The 20,114-nt window shown below is 45.5% G+C and carries 19 protein-coding genes and 1 other annotated feature; of the genes, 12 read left to right on the top strand and 7 right to left on the bottom strand.

Annotation, left to right across the window (positions count from 1 at the left end):
- Nucleotides 1-132: 132 nt before the first annotated feature.
- On the top strand, nucleotides 133-1,032 hold the full coding sequence (locus tag NQ095_RS20190) for a diacylglycerol/lipid kinase family protein (protein WP_258265222.1): 900 nt from the start codon (nucleotides 133-135) through the stop codon (nucleotides 1,030-1,032).
- A 45-nt stretch (nucleotides 1,033-1,077) separates the two neighbouring features.
- Here the strand turns inward: NQ095_RS20190 and NQ095_RS20185 are convergent, their stop codons facing one another.
- The 3 genes from NQ095_RS20185 to NQ095_RS20175 form a co-directional block, all read right to left on the bottom strand.
- Nucleotides 1,078-1,659 carry a YqaA family protein gene (locus NQ095_RS20185; protein WP_258265221.1) on the bottom strand — a complete coding sequence of 194 codons (582 nt, stop codon included), beginning with the start codon at nucleotides 1,657-1,659 and terminating at the stop codon, nucleotides 1,078-1,080.
- 169 nt (nucleotides 1,660-1,828) lie between these two features.
- Nucleotides 1,829-3,517 (bottom strand): arginine--tRNA ligase, encoded by a 1,689-nt coding sequence (argS, locus tag NQ095_RS20180; RefSeq protein WP_258265220.1) that lies wholly within the window; start codon nucleotides 3,515-3,517, stop codon nucleotides 1,829-1,831.
- Between the two features lie 47 nt (nucleotides 3,518-3,564).
- Nucleotides 3,565-3,768 (bottom strand) — a binding site (T-box leader).
- Between the two features lie 52 nt (nucleotides 3,769-3,820).
- Nucleotides 3,821-4,996, bottom strand: coding sequence for an FtsW/RodA/SpoVE family cell cycle protein (locus NQ095_RS20175; RefSeq protein WP_034763125.1), 1,176 nt, complete (start codon nucleotides 4,994-4,996; stop codon nucleotides 3,821-3,823).
- 439 nt (nucleotides 4,997-5,435) lie between these two features.
- Here NQ095_RS20175 and NQ095_RS20170 point away from each other — a divergent pair, with 439 nt between their 5' ends.
- A complete protein-coding gene (locus tag NQ095_RS20170; RefSeq protein ID WP_258265219.1) occupies nucleotides 5,436-6,209 on the top strand; it encodes a hypothetical protein in 774 nt (257 codons plus the stop codon).
- On the top strand, nucleotides 6,206-6,949 hold the full coding sequence (sfsA, locus tag NQ095_RS20165; RefSeq protein WP_258265218.1) for a DNA/RNA nuclease SfsA: 744 nt from the start codon (nucleotides 6,206-6,208) through the stop codon (nucleotides 6,947-6,949). Before NQ095_RS20170 ends, sfsA begins: the two co-directional genes overlap by 4 nt.
- A 41-nt stretch (nucleotides 6,950-6,990) precedes the next feature.
- Here the strand turns inward: sfsA and NQ095_RS20160 are convergent, their stop codons facing one another.
- Entirely contained in the window at nucleotides 6,991-7,479 is a 489-nt protein-coding gene (locus NQ095_RS20160) for a BsuPI-related putative proteinase inhibitor (protein ID WP_258265217.1), read from the bottom strand.
- A 214-nt stretch (nucleotides 7,480-7,693) separates the two neighbouring features.
- Between NQ095_RS20160 and NQ095_RS20155 the strand changes: the two genes are divergently transcribed.
- From NQ095_RS20155 to NQ095_RS20125, 7 genes are all read left to right on the top strand, one after another.
- Nucleotides 7,694-8,923 carry an ABC transporter substrate-binding protein gene (locus NQ095_RS20155; RefSeq protein WP_258265216.1) on the top strand — a complete coding sequence of 410 codons (1,230 nt, stop codon included), beginning with the start codon at nucleotides 7,694-7,696 and terminating at the stop codon, nucleotides 8,921-8,923.
- The gene (locus tag NQ095_RS20150; protein WP_258265215.1) at nucleotides 8,904-9,764 is read left to right on the top strand and encodes an ABC transporter permease; all 861 of its coding nucleotides are present in this window, start codon (nucleotides 8,904-8,906) and stop codon (nucleotides 9,762-9,764) included. Before NQ095_RS20155 ends, NQ095_RS20150 begins: the two co-directional genes overlap by 20 nt.
- A gap of 154 nt (nucleotides 9,765-9,918) precedes the next feature.
- Nucleotides 9,919-10,572, top strand: a complete 654-nt coding sequence (locus NQ095_RS20145) for an ABC transporter permease (protein WP_258265214.1) — start codon at nucleotides 9,919-9,921, stop codon at nucleotides 10,570-10,572.
- Nucleotides 10,569-11,537 carry an ABC transporter ATP-binding protein gene (locus NQ095_RS20140; RefSeq protein WP_258265213.1) on the top strand — a complete coding sequence of 323 codons (969 nt, stop codon included), beginning with the start codon at nucleotides 10,569-10,571 and terminating at the stop codon, nucleotides 11,535-11,537. Before NQ095_RS20145 ends, NQ095_RS20140 begins: the two co-directional genes overlap by 4 nt.
- Before the next feature lie 12 nt (nucleotides 11,538-11,549).
- On the top strand, nucleotides 11,550-12,209 hold the full coding sequence (locus tag NQ095_RS20135; protein ID WP_258265212.1) for a TVP38/TMEM64 family protein: 660 nt from the start codon (nucleotides 11,550-11,552) through the stop codon (nucleotides 12,207-12,209).
- Between the two features lie 14 nt (nucleotides 12,210-12,223).
- A complete protein-coding gene (locus tag NQ095_RS20130) occupies nucleotides 12,224-12,805 on the top strand; it encodes a CDP-alcohol phosphatidyltransferase family protein (protein WP_258265211.1) in 582 nt (193 codons plus the stop codon).
- A gap of 12 nt (nucleotides 12,806-12,817) precedes the next feature.
- Complete coding sequence (locus NQ095_RS20125; protein WP_258265210.1) at nucleotides 12,818-14,242, top strand: dihydrolipoyl dehydrogenase family protein; 1,425 nt, start codon at nucleotides 12,818-12,820, stop codon at nucleotides 14,240-14,242.
- 63 nt (nucleotides 14,243-14,305) lie between these two features.
- Here NQ095_RS20125 and NQ095_RS20120 read toward each other — a convergent pair whose 3' ends face one another.
- From NQ095_RS20120 to NQ095_RS20110, 3 genes are all read right to left on the bottom strand, one after another.
- Complete coding sequence (locus NQ095_RS20120; RefSeq protein ID WP_258265209.1) at nucleotides 14,306-15,391, bottom strand: FAD-dependent oxidoreductase; 1,086 nt, start codon at nucleotides 15,389-15,391, stop codon at nucleotides 14,306-14,308.
- A 13-nt stretch (nucleotides 15,392-15,404) separates the two neighbouring features.
- Entirely contained in the window at nucleotides 15,405-15,956 is a 552-nt protein-coding gene (locus NQ095_RS20115) for a GNAT family N-acetyltransferase (protein ID WP_258265208.1), read from the bottom strand.
- A gap of 124 nt (nucleotides 15,957-16,080) precedes the next feature.
- Nucleotides 16,081-17,268, bottom strand: coding sequence for a dicarboxylate/amino acid:cation symporter (locus NQ095_RS20110; RefSeq protein WP_258265207.1), 1,188 nt, complete (start codon nucleotides 17,266-17,268; stop codon nucleotides 16,081-16,083).
- A gap of 300 nt (nucleotides 17,269-17,568) precedes the next feature.
- Here NQ095_RS20110 and NQ095_RS20105 point away from each other — a divergent pair, with 300 nt between their 5' ends.
- Both NQ095_RS20105 and NQ095_RS20100 read left to right on the top strand, forming a co-directional pair.
- Nucleotides 17,569-18,639, top strand: a complete 1,071-nt coding sequence (locus tag NQ095_RS20105; RefSeq protein ID WP_258265206.1) for a D-alanine--D-alanine ligase — start codon at nucleotides 17,569-17,571, stop codon at nucleotides 18,637-18,639.
- A 92-nt stretch (nucleotides 18,640-18,731) separates the two neighbouring features.
- Nucleotides 18,732-20,108, top strand: a complete 1,377-nt coding sequence (locus NQ095_RS20100) for a UDP-N-acetylmuramoyl-tripeptide--D-alanyl-D-alanine ligase (protein WP_258265205.1) — start codon at nucleotides 18,732-18,734, stop codon at nucleotides 20,106-20,108.
- The last annotated feature ends 6 nt before the right edge of the window (nucleotides 20,109-20,114 follow it).

Here is a 20,114-nt window from a genome sequence, read left to right as displayed (position 1 = left end):
AGACTACCACAGATATAGTGAAACACTCTGTACTCATATGGCCTGGTCCGATAAGGATGATAACCACTCATCGTTTTGGGTCAGCCTCTTTTTATGTACCACACTAAATCCATAAGTTAGGTGACGATATTCATGGCGAGATTTTCAGAAGTATTGCTTTTATGCAATGGCAAGGCAGGTCAAGGGACACTCGAGATCCTGTTGAAGGATGCGGTACCCCCTTTATTGGATATATGCAGCGATCTGATCATTCACAAAACAAAAGAAAAGGGAGATGCCGAAAGGGTCTGCAGGGAATCAGGAAGCCGCTATGAGCTGGTGGTGATCATGGGCGGGGATGGTACGATCCATGAAGCCATCAATGGGCTGTCTGTCCTTGAGGATCGCCCGCTGATTGCCATTCTTCCTGGTGGTACATGCAATGACTTTGCACGGTCCCTATATATCCCCATGAATATTGGACAAGCGGTTAGCCTCATAACCGAACGGCCAAAACAACAGGATATCGACATTGTCCAGGCTGGGGATCGGTATTTCAGTAATTTCTGGGGAACGGGATTGGTTGCCCAGACGAGCGACAATATAGATGTCGGATCTAAGAGCGTCCTCGGTAAACTGAGCTATTATATTAGTGCATTCCAATCGATTCAGGATTCACCTATCTTGAGTGTGAAGGTCACTACGGAAAATGAGACAGTGGAAGAGGAGGTCGTCATGCTGCTGGTCGCAAACGGACGATCCATCGGTTCCAATCCTCTGCCGACCTGTATCAATATGGACGATGGATTGATGGACATTTATGTTGTGAAGAAAAGTGGCTTTCCGTTGTTGAAGGAATTTCTTGTCATTAAAAGTACAGGTAATATCAGCGAAGAATATGACGATATCATGCACATTCAAGCAAAAGAAGCCCATATTGAGCTCGGGCAAAATGAGAAGCTTGATATGGATGGGGAACTATATGAAGGCAGCAGGCAGTCCCTGCGCGTGTTACATAAGCATCTGCGCTTTGTAGTGGGATCTTCCGAATAAGAAAGGAGCATGGGGTGATCCCATGCTCCTTTTTGGATCAGCTGATCAAGGAGTTTGCTTTTTCTTTCTAATGATCAAGTAGACGAGATATACGACAATCAGCACAACGCCTGCTGCAAGTGTCAGTAAAGTAAAGTTTTCTTCGATAAAAGGTTTGGCTTTTGCTCCCAGTGTCAGAATGATCGCACCTTCCAGGAAAAAGCGGATCCCTCTGCCGATGATCGACCAGATGACCAATACCCGGATCTTCACACCGGAGACCCCTGCGAATATCGTGAAAATCTTATAAGGAACCGGTGTCAGACCTGCAATCAATAATGCCATTGGACCGAACTTTGTAAAGTACTCTTCTACTTTTTGAATTCTTGCTTCAGAGAATAGCCGTACAAGAATCGGGCGTCCCAGTTTTTTTCCTATCAACCAGCCAAAAAGGGCCCCGATGACGGAAGCGATCGTCGTATAAAGCGCGTAAAGCAGGGCACTGTCAGGGTTGGCAATCGCTAATGGAATCAGTAATACATCAGGTGGAATAGGGAAGAAAGATGAATCTGCGAATGAGACGATGATCAATCCCCATACACCGTAATCCAATAACCATGCTTCGAACGTGTGAAGTAGTTCAGACATAAGTAATCTCCTTTATGAATAAAGCGTTAGTTTCGAATTTAATAGAACATAAGAAAGTATATCACTTTTCATAAAAGGAGTCATGAAATATCCTATTCCTCCTGGACTTAAAGAAATAAATCGTCATCAATCTATTTCTCGGGAAATAGTGACAGTATTCTTTAGGATTCTACATTTCGGCAGGGGATTTCATCCCCAATAATCGCAATCCTTCGGAGAGGACAACCCCCACGGCATGAACCAGGGCCAGCCGGGAACTTTGCTGGTTGTCATCCGAAATGATTTTGGTTTTAGCATAATAACGGTTGAAGCTTTGTGATGTGACGATTAAATATTTGGCAATGATAGATGGCGCATAATGCTGCCATGATTTTTCGATGATTTCCGGAAATAATCGCAGTTGCTTTATCACTTCCCAGCTTTCGTCATCTTCAAGACCTTCAAATGTCAGTGGAGCTATCTCACCTGCTTTTCTGAGTAGGGATTGAGCTCTCGCATACGTATATTGAATATAAGGACCGGTTTCTCCTTCGAACGTGATCATGTGTTCCAGGGAGAATTCAATATCATTTAGCCGGTCATTTTTCAGGTCATGAAAAATGATGGCCCCAACCCCGACATCCCTTGCAACCGCGTAAGCATCTTTTAAGTCAGGGTTTTTCTGCTTGATGTTGTCCTCCGCCATTTTGATTGCTTCCTGAAGCACTTCTTCAAGAAGGATGACCCTGCCTTTACGTGTAGACATCTTCTTCCCATCCTTTAAATACAGACCGAATGGAATATGCTTCATTTCATCCGCCCAAATGTACCCAAGCTTTTTCAACACGTTCATCACTTGCTTGAAATGAATGGTCTGCTCCTGACCCACAATGTAGAGGGCTTCATCAAAGGCATATTGACGCTGACGATAAAGGGCGGCAGCCAGGTCCCGTGTGGCATAAAGGGTTGCTCCATCAGATTTCTTAATCAGGCAGGGTGGCAGATTCCCATCATCCATCCGAACGACTTGAGCCCCTTGGGATTCCTCAAGAAGATCGTGTTTCTGAAGCAAGATCACAACTTCTTCCATCTTGTCATTGAAGAACGCTTCACCGTTATAGGAATCGAACTCGACCCCAAGTAGTGAGTAAATCGTTTTAAAGGCTTGGAGTGATTCATCCTTAAACCATCTCCATAGCCCGGTTATTTCTTGATCCCCGTCTTCAAGGAGCTTAAAGGCTTTTCTACCTTCTTCCTCAAGGGAAGCATCGAGTTCTGCCTCTTCATGAAACTTTTTATAAAGAATAAACAATTCGGCAATGGGATTCTCTTTGACCTTTTCCGGGTCTCCCCATTTTTTGAAAGCGACAATCAGTTTCCCGAATTGTGTCCCCCAATCCCCGATGTAATTGATTTTCTCGGTACGATAGCCGCATTTTTCGGCAATGGAGGCAATGGCATTCCCAATGACCGTCGAGCGGAGATGTCCCATGGAAAACGGTTTGGCGATATTAGGTGAGGACATATCTAATACGACGGTTCTGTTTTCTCCAAAGGTGTGGGTTCCATAGTCTTTTCCTTTCGTCAAAATTTCTGTCACGATTTCTCTCCCTATTTTTACCCCGTCAAAGTGTATATTGATATAAGGTCCAACAGCCTCCACCTTGGTGAAAAGGGGAGAGGTTATCGCAGCGGCCATTTCATTGGCGATTTGTGCAGGGGCTTTTTTAATGGTTTTCGCCAACTGGAAGCAAGGGAAAGCCAAGTCCCCTAAATGACTATGTTTCGGGGTTTCTATCAAATCGTATAAATCTTTCTCACTCCAGCCCGGCAAGAACTGAGTCTTCAATTCTTGAGCAAGTATCGATTTCAAGTCCATCTTGTTACACCTCCCATTAGTATGAAACACAAAAAAACCCGTCTCTGCACAGAGACGAGTTTAGCTCGCGGTACCACTCTTATTCCCGATTAAGGACACTCATTGTATAACGGGAGATCCCGGTTCTTCCCTACTGATTTCAAGAAGAACTTCTCAGAAGTGCGGTTCATCCAGGGCTTCATACCGGGCTCCCACCGCCCCCGGCTCGCTATGATCCACGTCGGGATTACTCTCTTCTTCACAGAATATTCCATATCTAATTACTACTATTTTACACATATCAGGGATGAATGCAACCTGTAATTAAGAATCTTCTGAAGAAAACATATACGTTTTATGATGAAACCTCATACTGAACACAAGGCCGAGGGCCAGCATATTCCCCATGAGGGAGCTTCCCCCATAACTGATGAACGGAAGGGGGATACCTGTGATCGGCAGTAATTGGATCGTCATTCCGATGTTCTGGAACACATGGAACGTGATCATACTGATGATCCCTGCACAGACATAAGCGTTGAAAGGCTCTTTCGTATCAAGTGCCGTCTTGGTTAGATGATAAATCAGCAGAAAGTATAAACTGATGACGACACTTGCGCCGATGAATCCGTACTCTTCACCGATGACACTGAAGATAAAGTCTGTATGGTTTTCCGGAATATACACTTCCCGGTCACTGTATCCCTTCCCGAAAATCTGTCCCGAACCAATGGCGTTAAGGGAGTTGATCAAATGAAATCCTTCTAATTTCGCATAATTGTACGGATCGAGCCATGCATAGATCCGCCCGAATTGGTAAGGTTTCACGTTTAAGTATTTCTCCAATAATTGTGGTGCCCATATTACCAGTGAAAGGATGCCCGCACCTAAGACTCCGATAGAAGCATAGATAGGCACAATCAGCTTCCACGTAATGCCTGAAACAAGGATGATACCCGTCATGATGGCCAGTATGACCAATGATGTCCCTAAATCCGGCTGCTGCATGATGAAAGCAAGGGGAAGAAGAGTGGTCAAGCCGATTTTAATTAATAACTGAAAGTCTGTCTGCACTGTTTTTCTTGGATTAAGTTCATGATGATTGGTGATGACACGTGCCAAAGCAAGGATTAAGAATGTCTTCATGAACTCTGAAGGCTGTATCGATCCAAGCGGTCCCAACATGAACCAGCTTTTGGCTCCATTCCGGTGAGGTGCAATGCTTTCTGGAGAAATCAATAATAAAACGAGCAAGAAGATTCCTGCACCGTATATGTACCAGGCAAGCCGTTTATACTGATCTGAGTCGAGAAATAACGCAGCGCCGATGATAATACCGCCCACTACGTACCAAAAAGCCTGTCTAATCACAAAGTTTGTCCCATATTGCCCTGAAGTCTGGGCACTGCTGATTCCCATTGCACTTACAATGAAGAACAGCATTAATAAAAAGAGAAGACCCCAATCGATCTTATCAGCAAATCGCTGGCGAGTTTCCATAATCTATTCACCTGAATTTCTAAAGATTTCACATTCCTAGTCTAATAGAAATGAAAGGAAATTTCTACTCATGACCCAAGAAATTCGAGAACTTCAGTCGGCATATGACGGGTATTTGGAACAGGTGAACAATTGAATTCATGGAAAATGTTGATGGCAGAAGGGCTCGGGAGAAAAATAGAGAGGGGATATTCCATTTATTACATGTTTATAGTGGGTATTTGACTTTGAAATAGATTATATTCATAAAGATGTGGTTTAGAAGCTGAAAACGACGCTAGTCTTAAACACATAGTACTGAAATATGACTAATATCGACAATTACCTGCGACTTTTGTCATCATTTTGAAATGAAATAGAAAAGAACAAGTTTGTACTATATTTGATAAAATAGAAATTATGAACTGTGCACCGTGTTAATCAGATGGAGGGAATGTTCTTGAAGGCAAATAACCAAGTTAAAGATATCATCTATGTTCACAAGAATCCGGATCGCCAATATGTCGTTTCTTACGGAATCCATTTCAACGAGTTTGCAATGAACGCCCGTAAACCTTTAAAGAACTTACTTCTTATCAAGCATCAGTACGAGCATGGTGCTTTCAATATACATACCCATATGGAATATGTAGAACAGGACGAAATGAAGAAGATCATCGATGACGGGGTTCAGAGCTACGGAGACTTCTGTTGGATCGATTTCGAAGAAGAGGTCGGAGTCGATGAGTTGAACGGGCAGGAAATTGCAGAACTCCTTTATATGGGGCATATCAAACAGCCATTAAATCCTCCATTTTATTCTAAGCTGAATAACCGCTATGCCTATCTTTCCCATGAGGACGGCTGGTTCAATAAAGTTTATTACCGGGACTTTGAGGACTTCTATCAAATGCTGGGAGCAACCCTCTCATCCAAACTCAGTACGGTCAAGAGTGGGAAAGGCCTCTTCGGTATGAAGAAGGAGAAACCCTACCCTGTGATCGGGAAGGAAGTCATTCATTCCTTCCGGGATAAGTTAAAAGAAGGAATGGTCATCTCCCTTGAAAAAGCAGTATTAACGAGAGGGAAGATCGAGATTCCCATATGGGTGATCGGTGATTATTATGACATGGATGAAATGACAGAGGATTATAAGCAGATCCGCAAATTACCTGCGAACGGATTATTGTCATATGACCGTAAAACGAAGAGCTGGAGCGCCTTATTAAAATGAGGGACCGTGAAGTTTTCGCAAGTATCCCATTCCATGACACTCTGGTTCAAGCCGTCTTTCTTGAACGGCTCAATCGGTTTGTGCTGGAGTGCGAGCTTCCTTCAGGTTCAAAAGAAAAAGTCCACTTACCCGATCCTGGGAGGCTGAAGGACTTGCTGGTACCTGGAGGGCCGATTTGGCTAAAGGAATCCAAGGACCCAAAAAGGAAAACAAGGTGGTCAGCGGTCATGACCCATGATCCCGTAAACGATATGTATGTTTCCTTGAATACTCAATATCCAAACCGGTTGGTACTGGAAGCCCTGCAGACGGAAGTACTGGAGGAGCTGAAGGATTGGCGCCTGGAAAAAGCCGAATATAAGGTGGGAGGTTCACGCTTTGACTTCCTGCTCCAACATAAACAAAATGATGAAAAGTTACTACTCGAAGTCAAAAGTGTCACGATGGTCGAGGACGGAATAGGTAAATTTCCCGATGCCGTCACAGCAAGGGGAGCGAGGCATGTAGAGGAATTGACCTATTTGCAGATGAAGGGAAGCTATCAAACAGCGGTCTTATTCATTGCCCAGCGTACAGATCTGCGGGGAATCACTTCCGCTCCTGAAATCGATCCTCATTTTTCCCTGGTCATGGAAGAAGCCGCAGTGCGCGGTGTCAGGTTTTTCGGAAGAAAGTGCATCGTGACGCCTGAACGCATCTCTCTCAGTGGATCTATCCCCGTTTACACAGAAAAGGATTAATCTCGCCGTGCCCCGCCCGAGATTAATCCTTTTTTGTATCCTTATTCCACCACTACCTTTGCCGTCGTTTTATAGTCCTGATCTCCCTTGGCGGTCATCCAGACGGTCAATGTATAAGAGCCGCTTTCAACCTTCGGGAGGACAATTTCACGAGAAAACGCTTCCCCTTGCTTCACAGTGATTTCCTGTAGTGCCTGTGTGTACATTTTATTCTTTGAATCTTTATAAACGATTTCGCCTTTTTCGTTTCGCAGTTCATAGTCGATTGTCTGGCCAGAGGAGAAAGAAAATGTTTTCTCCTGCTCTGTTTGGTTTTTCACACTATATACATATACACTTTGACCATCAGCATCTTTCTTGGTTAATGAAGGTTCCATTTCGCCTGCTACAATTCCTTTCTGTACAGAAATATCTTCACCCGCTCCCTGTTCGGTCTCTTTTTTTACCGGCTGGCTGTCGTTTTCATCAGCTGTTCCACAGCCGGCCATTCCCGCTATTAGAATGATTATCATCATCATGAATCGCTTCACGCTAGAGTCACCTCCTTACTGTATTAGACAGAGTTTGATCAAAAAGGTTACAAGCCTCCTGAGAATATGAGCTCGGAAGGCATGGGGGACGTGCGCTTCTAGTTTCTCTCACTCACAATTCGAACATTCATTTACATATGTAAGGCAGATTACTTTTTTATATTATACGGTTTAGTACTATATAATTATAGAAAAGCGCAGAGGAGCATGATGGATGAGAATATGGTTAGCGATTGTAAGCGCATTTTCCTTACTATTAGTATCGGCTTGCGGTTCGTCAAATGCAAATGGTAGCGTGAAAATTCCTGATGAAGAGTGGGAAACGATCACGTCGAAAGCAAAAGGGACCAAAGTGAATATGTTTATGTGGGGAGGAGACGAGGGGATCAACCGATATATCGATGAAGTCATGGCCCCCATGTTAAAAGAAAAGAACAATATCGAACTGAACCGGGTACCTTTAGACACGCCTGAAATCCTGCAGAAGCTGCAAACCGAGAAACGGGCAGGAAAAAAAGAGGGGACGATCGACATCGTCTGGATCAACGGTGAAAATTTTAAAAATGCGAAAGAACAAGATCTGTTGGCAGGTTCCTTCACGGACAAACTGCCTAACTACAACGAATACTATGATATGGACAGCGACGCCTTTCAATATGACTTCGGAACGGAAACAAAAGGGTTTGAAGCCCCTTGGGGTAAAGTTCAATTCGTTTATTTCTATAATAGTGAAAAAGTGAAAAATCCACCGGCTACCTTTGAAGATTTGAAAACATTCATGAAAGAGAATCCCGGGAAATTCACCTATCCGAATCCAAGTGATTTCACTGGGAATGCGTTTCTTAGACATCTTCTTTATGCCAAAACGGATTCGAATCTGGCCAGGAACGGGTTTGATGAAGAAAAGGCGGAGGAGATTGGAGCGGATGTGTGGGACGAATTAAACTCCATGAAGCCTTACCTGTGGAGAAAAGGGGAGACGTATCCATCCACCTTGACGGATCTTGATAAGCTGTTCAGTCAGGAAGAGGTGTGGATGACGATGGGATATAACGAAGCAAGGGCGGAACATCTGATCAAGGATGGCGTGTTTCCGGAAAGCACGAAGTCGTTCATATTAAAGGACATAGGGTCGATCGGGAATACTCATTTCCTTGCCATTCCTTTCAATAGTCCCAATAAAGAAGGTGCCATGGTTGCCATTAATGGGTTCCTGTCCCCGGAAGCGCAGTATGAGAAGCTGAAACCGGATTATTGGGGGGAGAGTTCAGCTATTTCCTATGACAAGCTTGATGAGGAGTGGAGGAAGAAATTCATGGAGATCGATCGCGGTGAAAGCGTATTGGAAGCCTCAAAGCTTGAAGAAAACTTCAAGGGTGAGCTTGATGCTGCTTATGTTGAATGGCTGAAGGAGAATTGGATCCGTGAAGTGGCCAGCCAATAACGCACTTCTTCTCCTGCCTGGAGTCCTCTTTTTCCTCCTGATTCCCGGCCTCGGGATCGTCCTTGCGATTTTGGAAAGTGTAAGGGGCGGGGGAAGCTTTACATTCGAACATTACCGGGAATTGTTTGAACAAAATCGTTTTATCGCATCCGTCCCGTTCAGCCTGACAGTGACCGTGGTCTCGACGATCCTGTCCCTTTTCATTGGCTTGGGTATCGTCAAGGCATTCTCTCCATTGTTAAAGGAAACCGGACATAAACTGCTGGTGTGGATCCCGATGCTCGTCCCCCATTTTGTATGGGCGTATCTCGTCTACTTACTCTTTAATCAGAGCGGCTTTTTCTCACATATTGCCGGGATGATCGGTTGGATTGACGACCGCAGTCAATTTCCCATATTGGTACAGGACCGGAATGGGCTCGGAATCATGTTGACGTATGTGTGGAAAGAAGTTCCCTTTGTGACGTTGATGCTGTTACCCGTGTATGCGACTATGCCCAAAGGGTATAAAGAGGTCGCTTCTTTGTTGGGAGCTGGCTCCTATCAAACGTTCAGAGTGGCAGAATGGCCATTTATCTATCCTGTCCTCATCGAAACCGGGGCCATTCTTTTTGCTTTTATTTTTACCAGCTTTGAAGTTCCACAGTTGCTGGGGGTAACGTCTCCACAGATGCTTGCAATCCTTGCATACGACTGGTTTTATAGCGGTAACTGGAGTGACCGTCCATTAGCGTTTGCCTCACTTGTCATGACCGGACTCGGCATCGGGGTCTTCATGTGGATCGTTCTTTATATCACGAACAAGAAACGGATGCACATCACGAAAGGAATTGGGAATTAGAGGTGTCATGATGAGAAAAACGTTATTTTATAGCATATCTTTTATCCTTTTTATCTTTCCCATCTTCTTTTTAGTGTATAAAAGCTTTTACGGGAAAGTGGCATGGGGGAGCTCTACTCGAGGTGAACCAAGCGTAAGGGCGTGGGAACTCTTGATGAACGAAGGAGAATTTCTGAATTCAGTAGGGGTGTCGGTGTGGATTGCAGTAGTCGTGTTGAGTCTCAATCTTCTGATCGGTATCACTGGGGGGAAAGTGCTTTCCTTTTCTTCATTCAGGGGGAAATCGGTGATTGAAGCGCTCATGATGCTGCCTCTGTTCATTCCCGTTTTGGTCGTGGCCATCGGACTTCATATTACCTTTATACGTTATGGCCTCTCCGATCACTGGATCGGGGTTGCCCTCGTTCATTTAGTACCGACGATTCCTTACAGCATAAAAATGTTTAAAACAGGCTATGAGCGGATCGGATCGAAATTACTCGAACAATCAATCATCCTTGGAGGAAGTGCTATCAATCGCGTATACCATATCGAATTACCCCTGCTCCTTCCAAGCATCCGCAGCGTATTGTTCCTGACGATTGTCATCTCTTTAAGTCAATATGTCCTGACGGCAATCATAGGCGGTGGGAACGTCGTAACCCTTGCAATGGTCTACTACCCATTTACCGATACGGCAGATGAAGCGGTCATGGCGGCATTCTCCATCGTGTTCGCCCTTATTCCCATCATCTTATACATCATACTTGAGGGGTGTTTGAAATTAACACTCCCTTACCAGCATCTAAGAGGGAGGAAGAAGCAATGAGTTCATTTATAGATATCCAGGGAGTGTCGAAAACCTTTAAAGAGAAAGAGATTTTGAAGGATGTAACCTTCTCCTTGAAAAAGGGGGAGATCCTCTCATTCGTAGGGGCATCGGGTTCAGGGAAATCAACCTTTTTGCGGATTCTCGCAGGCTTAGAATCTGCTACAAAGGGAAAGGTATTAATAGATGGTAACGATATTTCTTTAACCAAACCTCAAAACAGACCGATCGGAATGGTCTCTCAGCAGCCCTTGTTATTCCCTCATATGAATGTTCTTGAAAACGTCATGTACGGGTTGGAAATGAGGGGGAATAAGAAACATGAAAATAAAAGGAGTGCGAAAGACTATATTCAAAGAGTCGGTTTAGGTGAAGTCATGCATCATTATCCCTCTGAGCTGTCGGGCGGCCAGCAGCAGCGGGTTTCCCTTATTCGCTCCCTCATTCTGAAGCCGAAGCTGTTACTCTTAGACGAACCATTCAGCAGTCTCGACTTGCAACTGAGGAAAGAGTTGAGGAGGTGGGTCTTGAACGTATTTAAAGAAGAAGGGACCACAGTCTTGTTCGTCACCCATGACCGTGATGAAGCATATGAGATGGGAGACCGGGTGGCAGTGTTACACGAAGGCCGGTTCCAGCAAATCGGGACACCGGACGAAATCTATTACCGCCCCGGGACTTCCTTTGTCGCTTCTTTCATGAGTGATGGACTCACCCTGCCCCGAAGACAATTCATTCATGCTACCCATCTGTGTGTAAGTTCCTCCAGACATGATCTACCTTATCCGAATTGGGAGGGGACGGTGCTGCAAAAGCTGTTTGTGGCAGGAACCAATATCCATGAAGTATGGATGGAAGAGCTGCAACAGAAGCTCAACCTCCCCCTTGAAGGAGCCTCTTCCCACGAAAAGATTTGGCTATATGCCAAGGGAGAGAACATTCAAACGTTTCAGAATGAGGAATAGGAGGGAAGAACATTGAAGAAGAAGGAAATCGGCAAGATCTTTCTATTCATCGCGATATTACTGTTCCTCATGTGGCTCAGCCGTAACTTCTTTCATGTAAAGCCCCATGATATCAGGGATTGGATTGTGTCATTCGGCATTTGGGCCCCGATTGTCTTTATTGTCGTCTATACCGTCCGCCCCTTGATCCTTTTCCCGGCTTCCATCCTATCGTTCTCGGCAGGTCTTGCTTTCGGTGCCATGGAAGGCTTCTTTTATATTGTATTGGGGGCACTGGGGGGTGCGACGGTTGCCTATTATGCAGCAAGCATACTGGGGGCGAAACTGTTAAAAAGACCATCGCCACGCATCGTGAAAATACGGGAAAAGATGGAGGAGAGCGGCTTCATCTATGTCCTTGTTTTGCGTCTGGTGCCGTTCTTGAACTTTGATTTGATCAGTTACCTGGCCGGAATGGGGAAAGTGAGATACCTTCCATTCATTCTCGCCACAGCCATCGGAATATTACCAGGAACGTTTGGCTATGTCTTTCTGGGGTCAAGCTTGGTAGGAGAAGATCGGACGAATTTATATATTGCCATTGCGTTTTTCCTGGCCATGATCATCGTACCACTCATTTTTAAGAAGAAGATGAAAGCATGGCTTGGATTATCGGGCAAAGAAGATAAGTAAAGGATGGGAAGTACATGTTAGACACGCATGCCCGTAAGTGGGTGCAGCCAAGTATAGAGGGGACGGCGCGTCTGTTCCTTAACAAAGGATTAACGGCCAATCAAGTGACGGTCACCGCCTTCATCGTGGGTTCTATGACAGGTCTGGTCTATTACCTGGGTTTCCCGAGCATGGCCGTCCTCTTATTATGGCTGTCAGGATTCCTGGACGCCGTGGATGGAACCATGGCCCGATTGACGAAACCGTCTCCCTTTGGAACGGTCATGGATGTAACGTTTGATCGGATCGTTGAAATCAGTGTCATCCTCGGAGTTGCCTTCTTGCACCCTGACATCATGTGGGCCCTCCTTTTACTCAGTGTCTCCATCATCATTTCCATGACCATTTTCCTGACCGTGGGAGCTGTATCAGAGAAGCAGGGCATGAAGTCATTCTATTATCAGGCAGGACTGGCCGAGAGAACGGAAGGATTCATCCTGTTCAGCCTCATGATGATATTTCCATCCATTGTCCTGTGGACCACTCTCCTGTTTTTTGCAGTGGAGTTATACACGGGTATCCAACGATTTCTAGAAGCGAAACGATTACTTTCATAAGGAGAGATTCAGATGGAACAATACGATTTAATTGTCATAGGAGGAGGGGCCGGCGGATTGACCGTCGCTTCAGGTGCCGCTTCCCTGGGAGCTAAAGTGGCACTAATTGAAAAAAGCGGCCTCCTGGGCGGGGATTGCCTTCACTTTGGCTGTGTCCCGTCCAAGGCTTTCATCCAATCTGCAAGAGAAGTGGCGACCATACGTGCCGGTGGGGATTATGGATTTGATACAAAGGGTACTGTCGATATGAAGAAGATAAGAGAAAGAGTCAAAGGAGCCATTTCTCACATCCAGCAGCACGATGATCCCGACCGCTTCCTGGAACTCGGGGTCGATATTTATTTCGGAGGAGCCGAGTTCCTTGATCCCCATACAATATTGGTGGAGAAAGAAGACAGGATCTCCGGGAAGAGGATTGTGGTGGCAACAGGATCAAGTCCCCTTATCCCGGAAATCGAAGGACTGGAAGATGTTGAATACCATACGAATGAAACCGTATTTGAAGTGGATGAATTGCCTCGCAGGGTGATATTCATAGGTGGAGGCCCCATCGGTCTTGAACTGGCACAGGCTTTCTCCCATTTAGGTTCTGAAGCCATTGTACTTGAGCAGCACGATGAAGTCCTGGTGAAAGAAGATAAGGAAATTCGTGAAGTGGCCACCGGGTTATTGGAAAAGGATATTCAGTTTATATATGGAGCGGAAATCAAACGTGTGGCAAAGCGGGATGGACAGAAAGTGGTTCATTACGTGAAAGATGGAGAAGAGCAATCGGTTAAGGGGGACCTTTTATTCCTCGCGACAGGTCGCAAGCCGGGTACGGAATCCTTGAATCTTTCTGCTGCAGGAGTGGAGACCGACGACCGGGGATTCATCGAAGTGAATGATGAATTAAGAACGAATCAATCCCATATTTTTGCGATAGGAGACGTGAATGGACGATATCCTTTCACACACGGTGCCGGAATGGAAGGGAAGCTCGTCGTTCAAAATGCCGTATTCGGATTGAAACGAAATGTTTCCTATAACAAGCTGCCGTGGACAACCTATACGACACCTGAGATCTTTCATATCGGCGTGACGGAGGAAGAAGCGGCGGAAAAAGGAATGGAATACAAGGTCTATAAGAAGACTTTAGATGAGGTCGACCGGTTCGTGGCAGACCAGCGGACGGAGGGACTCGTCAAAATCATCACAGACCCAAAAGGCAAGATCCTTGGTGCTCACGCAGTCGGTTCCGGTGCAGGTGACTGGATGCAGCCGGTCGTGTTCGCAATGGAAAAGGGAAGCAGGATCGGTGCCCTTTCCAATATGGTCTACCCTTACCCGAATCACGCAGCGGCCGTCCAGCAGACAGCGGACCTGTACTGGAGAGAGAAACTGTTCGATGGGGTATTGCCTGTGATTAGTAAGAAGTATGTGGAATTGTTTAGATAAGGTGTTTAGAGCGCACGACTGCTGGGAGGCAGTCGTGTTTTTTGTGGGTAAGCTGCTTAACGCTCACTCCCCATATTTTCCTACAAACCGCCGATCGATCCAGTTCTTTAACAGCCACGCCCAACCACTGACCAAAGAAAAGGATCCGTAGGTTAAGAAGCCGCGCTTATCCCCAATAGACAGAATCGCCAGATATCGTTTCTGTGGTTCAAAGGGGACAATCTTGCCACCAGCCGCTGCACCGGTCAGATTTCTCCATAATACAGGTCCTTGCCTGACAGCCGTGACCCCGTTTTTGGGGAGGTGGGGGAAGTCTTGTAAAGTCGCGCAGTCCCCGGTTCCAAACACGTTTGGGTATTCCACTGATTGAAGGTAGCTGTTCACGAGCAGATATCCTTGTTCATCTGTCGGCAATACACTGCTTCCGAATAGGGGCGGTGCTTTGGGTCCGCCTAAGAAAATCACTTCTTCAAAATCGAGGATCTCACTTTTATCTGTATACAGTTGGGCCCCTTCTACCTTCATCACACGTCCCTGATGCAAGTCGATGCCTTTTGAAAGGGCGATACCCGTCATCTTTTTAGACGAAAAGGAACCGGCTTTTTCTAAAAGTGGAGAAGAGTGAACGACCGTAATCGAATGATCTCCATAACCCTTGTCCACCTTCCATGCTTTCAAGGATAAAGCCATTTCAATACTCGCTGCTCCACCCCCGATAAAGACAGTCTTCCTGCTATTATGCAGTTTCCCGATTTGCTCGGGGAACCGGTAATTTGGTTTGATTGGCAGATTGTGCTCCTGTAAGCCTTTGATCTCCATCGAGTCATTTCGGGAGCCGATGTCGAATGAAACAAAGTCGTAGGTGAAAATCTCCCCTTTGTCTGTTAACAGATGCTGCTGATCGGGATCGATGGAGAGAACCGTGCTTTCGATAAAGTCACATCCGGCGTCCTTACACAAGTTCTTTAAATCAATCCGGGTTTCTTCCAATGAATAGATTCCTTCTGTATACCCGGAGAACATTCCTGAATAATATTGATAACGGGAAGGTGAGATGAGGACCCATTTCACGTTTTCCTCCTGGTGTTGACACTTTTTTATGCAGTGGAGGTGGCTGTGTCCACCACCGACTAAGATGATTGTTTTCATAGTGGATCTCCTTTTAGTGAGAGCGCTTTTCTTCCCATTCTTCCCGTATCATACCCATACGGATGGAGTCGTAATAGACGCCATTGTAATACCGGCATTTTCTCATGCGTCCTTCAAGCTGCATCCCGATTTTCTCGGCTGCCTTCATCATCCGTTCATTCCCTGACCACGTCGTGATGCCGACCCGTCCGATTTCCTTCGTAGTGAAGAGGTGATCGACCCAGAGGGATAAGGCTTCGGTTCCATATCCACCGTTCCAGTATGCCGGATCGTATATGACGATTCCTGCTTCAAGCCATCTGGTGGGCTCGTAATCCCAGTAGTATCCGACCGTTCCGATGATGGTCCCGTCGACCTCGATGATCCGTTGGAACTCATCGCTGCGACTTTTATTCCGGATGGATGACTCCATATACTCTTCAAGGGGGACGTATTTATGTTCAAAATAAGGGGCGTCCCATTTTTTCCACTCTGGAGAAGGCTCTCCGTAAATATAGTCCCAAAGACGGGGAAGGTCTCTCTCTTCTATTTTTCTAAGTGTTACACGCTGACCGGTTGATTTCAATTCATGAGCACTCCTTTCATGTGTTATTATTTCCATTATACAGAAAATAGCCGGAATTATCAGAATAGATCATGGGAAAAACAGAGGTCCGTCCCTCTGATGTGAGGGACGGACCTCTGTTTGGTTAACTTGCTTTGATTGAGGATACCCGTGCTTTTTTCTTTTGGGTCAATTTGTCGACGATGGATGTGATGGCACCGTCACCTGTTACGTTGCAGGCAGTTCCGAAGCTGTCCTGTGCAAGGTAAAGGGCAATCATGAGGGACGTCATAGTCGGTCCGAATCCAAGCATCGTTTCAAGTAATCCAAGGGCTGCCATGACGGCTCCCCCGGGTACACCAGGTGCTGCAATCATCGTGATGCCGAGCATCAAAATGAACGGGAACAGCTGAGTGAACTGCAGTGCTTCACCCTGGATGAACATAACGGCCATGGCACAGCTTACAAGGGTGATAGTGCTTCCTGATAAATGAATCGTGGCGAGAAGCGGAACAGAGAAGTCGGCGATCCGTTCTCTCGCACCGATTTTCTTCGATCGCTCAAGGGTCACCGGAATCGTTGAAGCAGAAGACTGCGTTCCGAGTGCCGTGAAGTAAGCAGGGAGCATCCCTTTCATCATGGAAAGCGGGTTTTGCTTTCTCAGTGTACCTGCGGCTGTATATTGAACGACTAAAAAGACAAGGTGTAAAAGAATGATCATTATAAATACTTTCGCGAATACAGACATAATGGCACTGACTTGTCCACCTTGGGTCATATTGGCAAAGATGCCAAGGATATGAATCGGTAAAAGCGGGATGATGATCTTTTCAATGACGAGTTCTACGATGTTTCTGAATTCATCCATACCTTTTTGAAGGGTATCCCCTTTAATGGCGGCCATCCCCAGTCCAATGGTGAATGCGATGAGAAGTGCTGACATCACGCCCATGATCGGGGGCATGTCCACAGTGAAGAAACCTTTAAGAAGAGCTTCTTCGGGATTTTCAAATGATTGGGACGTTTGATTAGCGAGTAAAGTTGGGTAAATAGACTTCGCAACTGTAAAGGCGAGTAAACCGGCTAACACAGTGGAACCATATGCAAGGGCAGTGGTCAATCCCAGGAGTTTTCCTGCGCCTTTACCCATGGAGCCAATCCCCGGAGCGATAAAGCCGATGATGATCAATGGAATCGCAAATCCGAGGAAATTACCGAACAGTCCATTAAATGTAGCAAAGATTTTGACAAACCATTCTGGCGCATATGCTCCAATGACAATACCTAACGCAATACCTAATAGGATCTTAGGCAGTAGACCGAACTTTCTCATCTGGGTGTCCTCCTTAAAAGTACAAATGTTTTTAATACGAGGATTATACACCTAATAGTGTGATAACTTAATAGCTTTTCAAATAGGCGAAATCTTAAGTGTATTCTGAATAATAATTGAAAGAATTGTCGCCGGACTGGTTTTCGTTTGCATACATATATAATGGGCAATCTTCCCGGATGCCATTTGAATCAAGACAAATGTGGTAATTTTTATTTTCCAAAGGAATCATTCTTTCCCTTTCCGGTGAAAGTGATAAAATAGAAACATCTATTGTGAATATTGGAGGTAACGAAATACATGAAAACGAAGTTGTGCTTACTGTACGGCGGTAAATCTGCCGAACATAATGTATCCCTGCAAACAGCCAAGGCCGTAATAGGTGCCCTGGACTTAAATAAATATGAAATCCACCCTATTTTTATTTCGACGGAAGGTAATTGGATAAAAGGACCACAATTGAATGCTCCCGTTGAAGATGTGAAAGCATTGCAGTTTAAGCATGGCGAAGAGATCTCTCCTAATGCGTTGAGTACGTCCATCGCTCCTTCTGAATCTGAAGGATATGACATGATCTTCCCATTGCTTCACGGACCAAATGGTGAAGACGGTACGGTTCAAGGCATGCTTGAGCTGTTGAATCTTCCATACGTAGGAAACGGTGTCCTTGCTTCATCTGCCGGAATGGATAAAGTCATCATGAAGAATCTATTTGCTCAGGCTGGCATTCCTCAAGTCAACTACACGTGGTTCATCCGCAGCACGTGGAAGGGGAACCCGGAATCTGCATATAAACAGGTGGAAGAAGTGATTGGTTACCCATGCTTCGTGAAACCTGCCAACTTAGGTTCATCTGTCGGGATCAGCAAGTGTACGTCCCGTGAGGAATTAGCGGCTGCCTTCAGAGAAGCGTTCCAATTTGACCGTAAGATCATCATTGAAGAAGGCGTGAAGGCACGGGAAATCGAGCTTGGCGTACTTGGTAACGATCAGCCGGAATGCTCCGTGGCAGGAGAAATCGTACCTAAGAAAGATTTCTACGATTATAAAGCCAAATATGAAGATGGGGATACAGCCCTCATCATCCCTGCAGAAGTAGAAGGCGGCATCTACAATGAAATGAAGGAAATTGCGATTCAGTCATACAAAGCCCTGGATTGTTCAGGGCTTGTACGTGCGGACTTCTTTTTAACGGAAGATGGTCAAATCTATATGAACGAAGTGAACACGATGCCAGGTTTCACACCGTACAGCATGTTCCCGCTTCTCTGGAAGCATACGGGAGTTGATTATCCTACCCTGATCGGGAAACTCGTGGAGCTTGGATTGGAACGCTATCAAGACAAACAAACGATTAAACATACAATGTAGGCAACGCAGGAGTGGGACTGACCAGGGGATTCACCGTCTAGGGGCAGTCCCTGCTCTATTTGGACGGAAAAATGTGTAAAAGGAGAAAGCGAATGTTCGAGAAGACGATTAGAGAAATATGTACTATGCTCGATGTGAAAAATGATCTTTCTACATTTGACTCAGTAGTCGTGAAAGGCGTTTCCATCGATACAAGAAAAATTGAGAGTGGCAACCTGTTTGTTCCTTTTAAAGGAGAAAATGTCGACGGTCACCAGTTCGTCCGTCAGGCGATCGACAATGGAGCCTCCGCTGCCTTATGGGATATCAATGTCCCTGAACCCCCGGAGGATATTCCGGTCATCGTGGTGGAAGACCCGCTTGTTGCTCTTCAGTCTTTAGCAAACCAGTACCGTCACGAGCTTGACTTAAAGGTAGTCGGGATTACGGGAAGCAATGGCAAAACGACCACCAAGGATATTGTGGCCAATCTTCTTTCCGTGAAATATCGTGTTCATAAAACCCAAGGGAACTACAATAACCATATCGGTCTGCCTTTAACGATCCTTTCTCTTCCACAGGACTCTGAAGTGGTGGTACTTGAAATGGGGATGAGCGGATTCGGGGAAATTGAACTTTTGTCTAACATCTCACAGCCTGATGCTGCCATCATCACGAACATCGGAGAATCTCATCTTCAGGATCTCGGTTCACGGGAAGGCATCGCCAAAGCCAAGCTTGAAATTGTAAAAGGTCTGAAGCCGGATGGGTTATTTGCTTATTTTGGAGATGAACCGCTGTTGCAATCACGCGTCCGGGAACTAGACCTGAATCACGTGGAGACATTCGGAAGAAGTGAATCCAATACGATTTACCCGACAAAAATCGAAATGAATAATCAAGGAAGTTATTTTGAAACTTCTGTCGCTGAAGGTGAGACTTTCTTCCTGCCAGTATTGGGACAGCATAATATCCATAACGCCCTTGCAGGGATTCTGATCGCACGTCATTTCGGACTCAGCGTGGAGGAAATGAAAGAAGGCCTGCAGTCATTGAAGCTGACTCAGATGAGGATGGAAATGTTGGAAGGGAAGAAAGGCGAAAGCATCATCAACGATGCTTATAATGCGAGCCCGACTTCCATGAAAGCGGCCATCGGACTTGTGTCAGAGCTCGAAGGATTCCGTACAAAAATCCTCGTCCTGGGTGATATGCTCGAACTTGGAGATGACGAAGAAGAATTCCACCAAGAGATTGGACGCTTGATCGATCAGGAAAAGGTTCAGCAAGTGTTTACATTTGGACGGCTTGGAGCGTTCATCGCAAAAGGCGCTCTCGAGAATTTCCCAGAAGAACGCGTTCACTCTTTTATGGATAAAGAAAGTTTGACAACTGAACTGTCTTCCTTGATAAAAGGGGATGAATTAATTCTATTTAAGGCTTCAAGAGGAATGAAACTGGAAGAAATCATTGAAGGATTAAAGGCATAAGTTTAA

This window comes from Rossellomorea sp. SC111, assembly GCF_024733565.1.
GTDB lineage: Bacteria > Bacillota > Bacilli > Bacillales > Bacillaceae_B > Rossellomorea.
The sequence above is the reverse complement of the archived record's forward strand: the minus strand, read 5'-3'. Positions and strand labels throughout refer to the sequence as shown.

Excerpts from the sequence above, each read along its gene's own strand:
- NQ095_RS20190 (WP_258265222.1), top strand. The coding sequence starts at position 133 with ATGGCGAGATTTTCAGAAGTATTGCTTTTATGCAATGGCAAGGCAGGT.
- NQ095_RS20185 (WP_258265221.1), bottom strand. The coding sequence starts at position 1,659 with ATGTCTGAACTACTTCACACGTTCGAAGCATGGTTATTGGATTACGGT.
- argS (WP_258265220.1), bottom strand. The coding sequence starts at position 3,517 with ATGGACTTGAAATCGATACTTGCTCAAGAATTGAAGACTCAGTTCTTG.
- NQ095_RS20175 (WP_034763125.1), bottom strand. The coding sequence starts at position 4,996 with ATGGAAACTCGCCAGCGATTTGCTGATAAGATCGATTGGGGTCTTCTC.
- sfsA (WP_258265218.1), top strand. The coding sequence starts at position 6,206 with ATGAGGGACCGTGAAGTTTTCGCAAGTATCCCATTCCATGACACTCTG.
- NQ095_RS20155 (WP_258265216.1), top strand. The coding sequence starts at position 7,694 with ATGAGAATATGGTTAGCGATTGTAAGCGCATTTTCCTTACTATTAGTA.
- NQ095_RS20145 (WP_258265214.1), top strand. The coding sequence starts at position 9,919 with ATGAACGAAGGAGAATTTCTGAATTCAGTAGGGGTGTCGGTGTGGATT.
- NQ095_RS20140 (WP_258265213.1), top strand. The coding sequence starts at position 10,569 with ATGAGTTCATTTATAGATATCCAGGGAGTGTCGAAAACCTTTAAAGAG.
- NQ095_RS20130 (WP_258265211.1), top strand. The coding sequence starts at position 12,224 with ATGTTAGACACGCATGCCCGTAAGTGGGTGCAGCCAAGTATAGAGGGG.
- NQ095_RS20125 (WP_258265210.1), top strand. The coding sequence starts at position 12,818 with ATGGAACAATACGATTTAATTGTCATAGGAGGAGGGGCCGGCGGATTG.
- NQ095_RS20120 (WP_258265209.1), bottom strand. The coding sequence starts at position 15,391 with ATGAAAACAATCATCTTAGTCGGTGGTGGACACAGCCACCTCCACTGC.
- NQ095_RS20110 (WP_258265207.1), bottom strand. The coding sequence starts at position 17,268 with ATGAGAAAGTTCGGTCTACTGCCTAAGATCCTATTAGGTATTGCGTTA.
- NQ095_RS20105 (WP_258265206.1), top strand. The coding sequence starts at position 17,569 with ATGAAAACGAAGTTGTGCTTACTGTACGGCGGTAAATCTGCCGAACAT.
- NQ095_RS20100 (WP_258265205.1), top strand. The coding sequence starts at position 18,732 with ATGTTCGAGAAGACGATTAGAGAAATATGTACTATGCTCGATGTGAAA.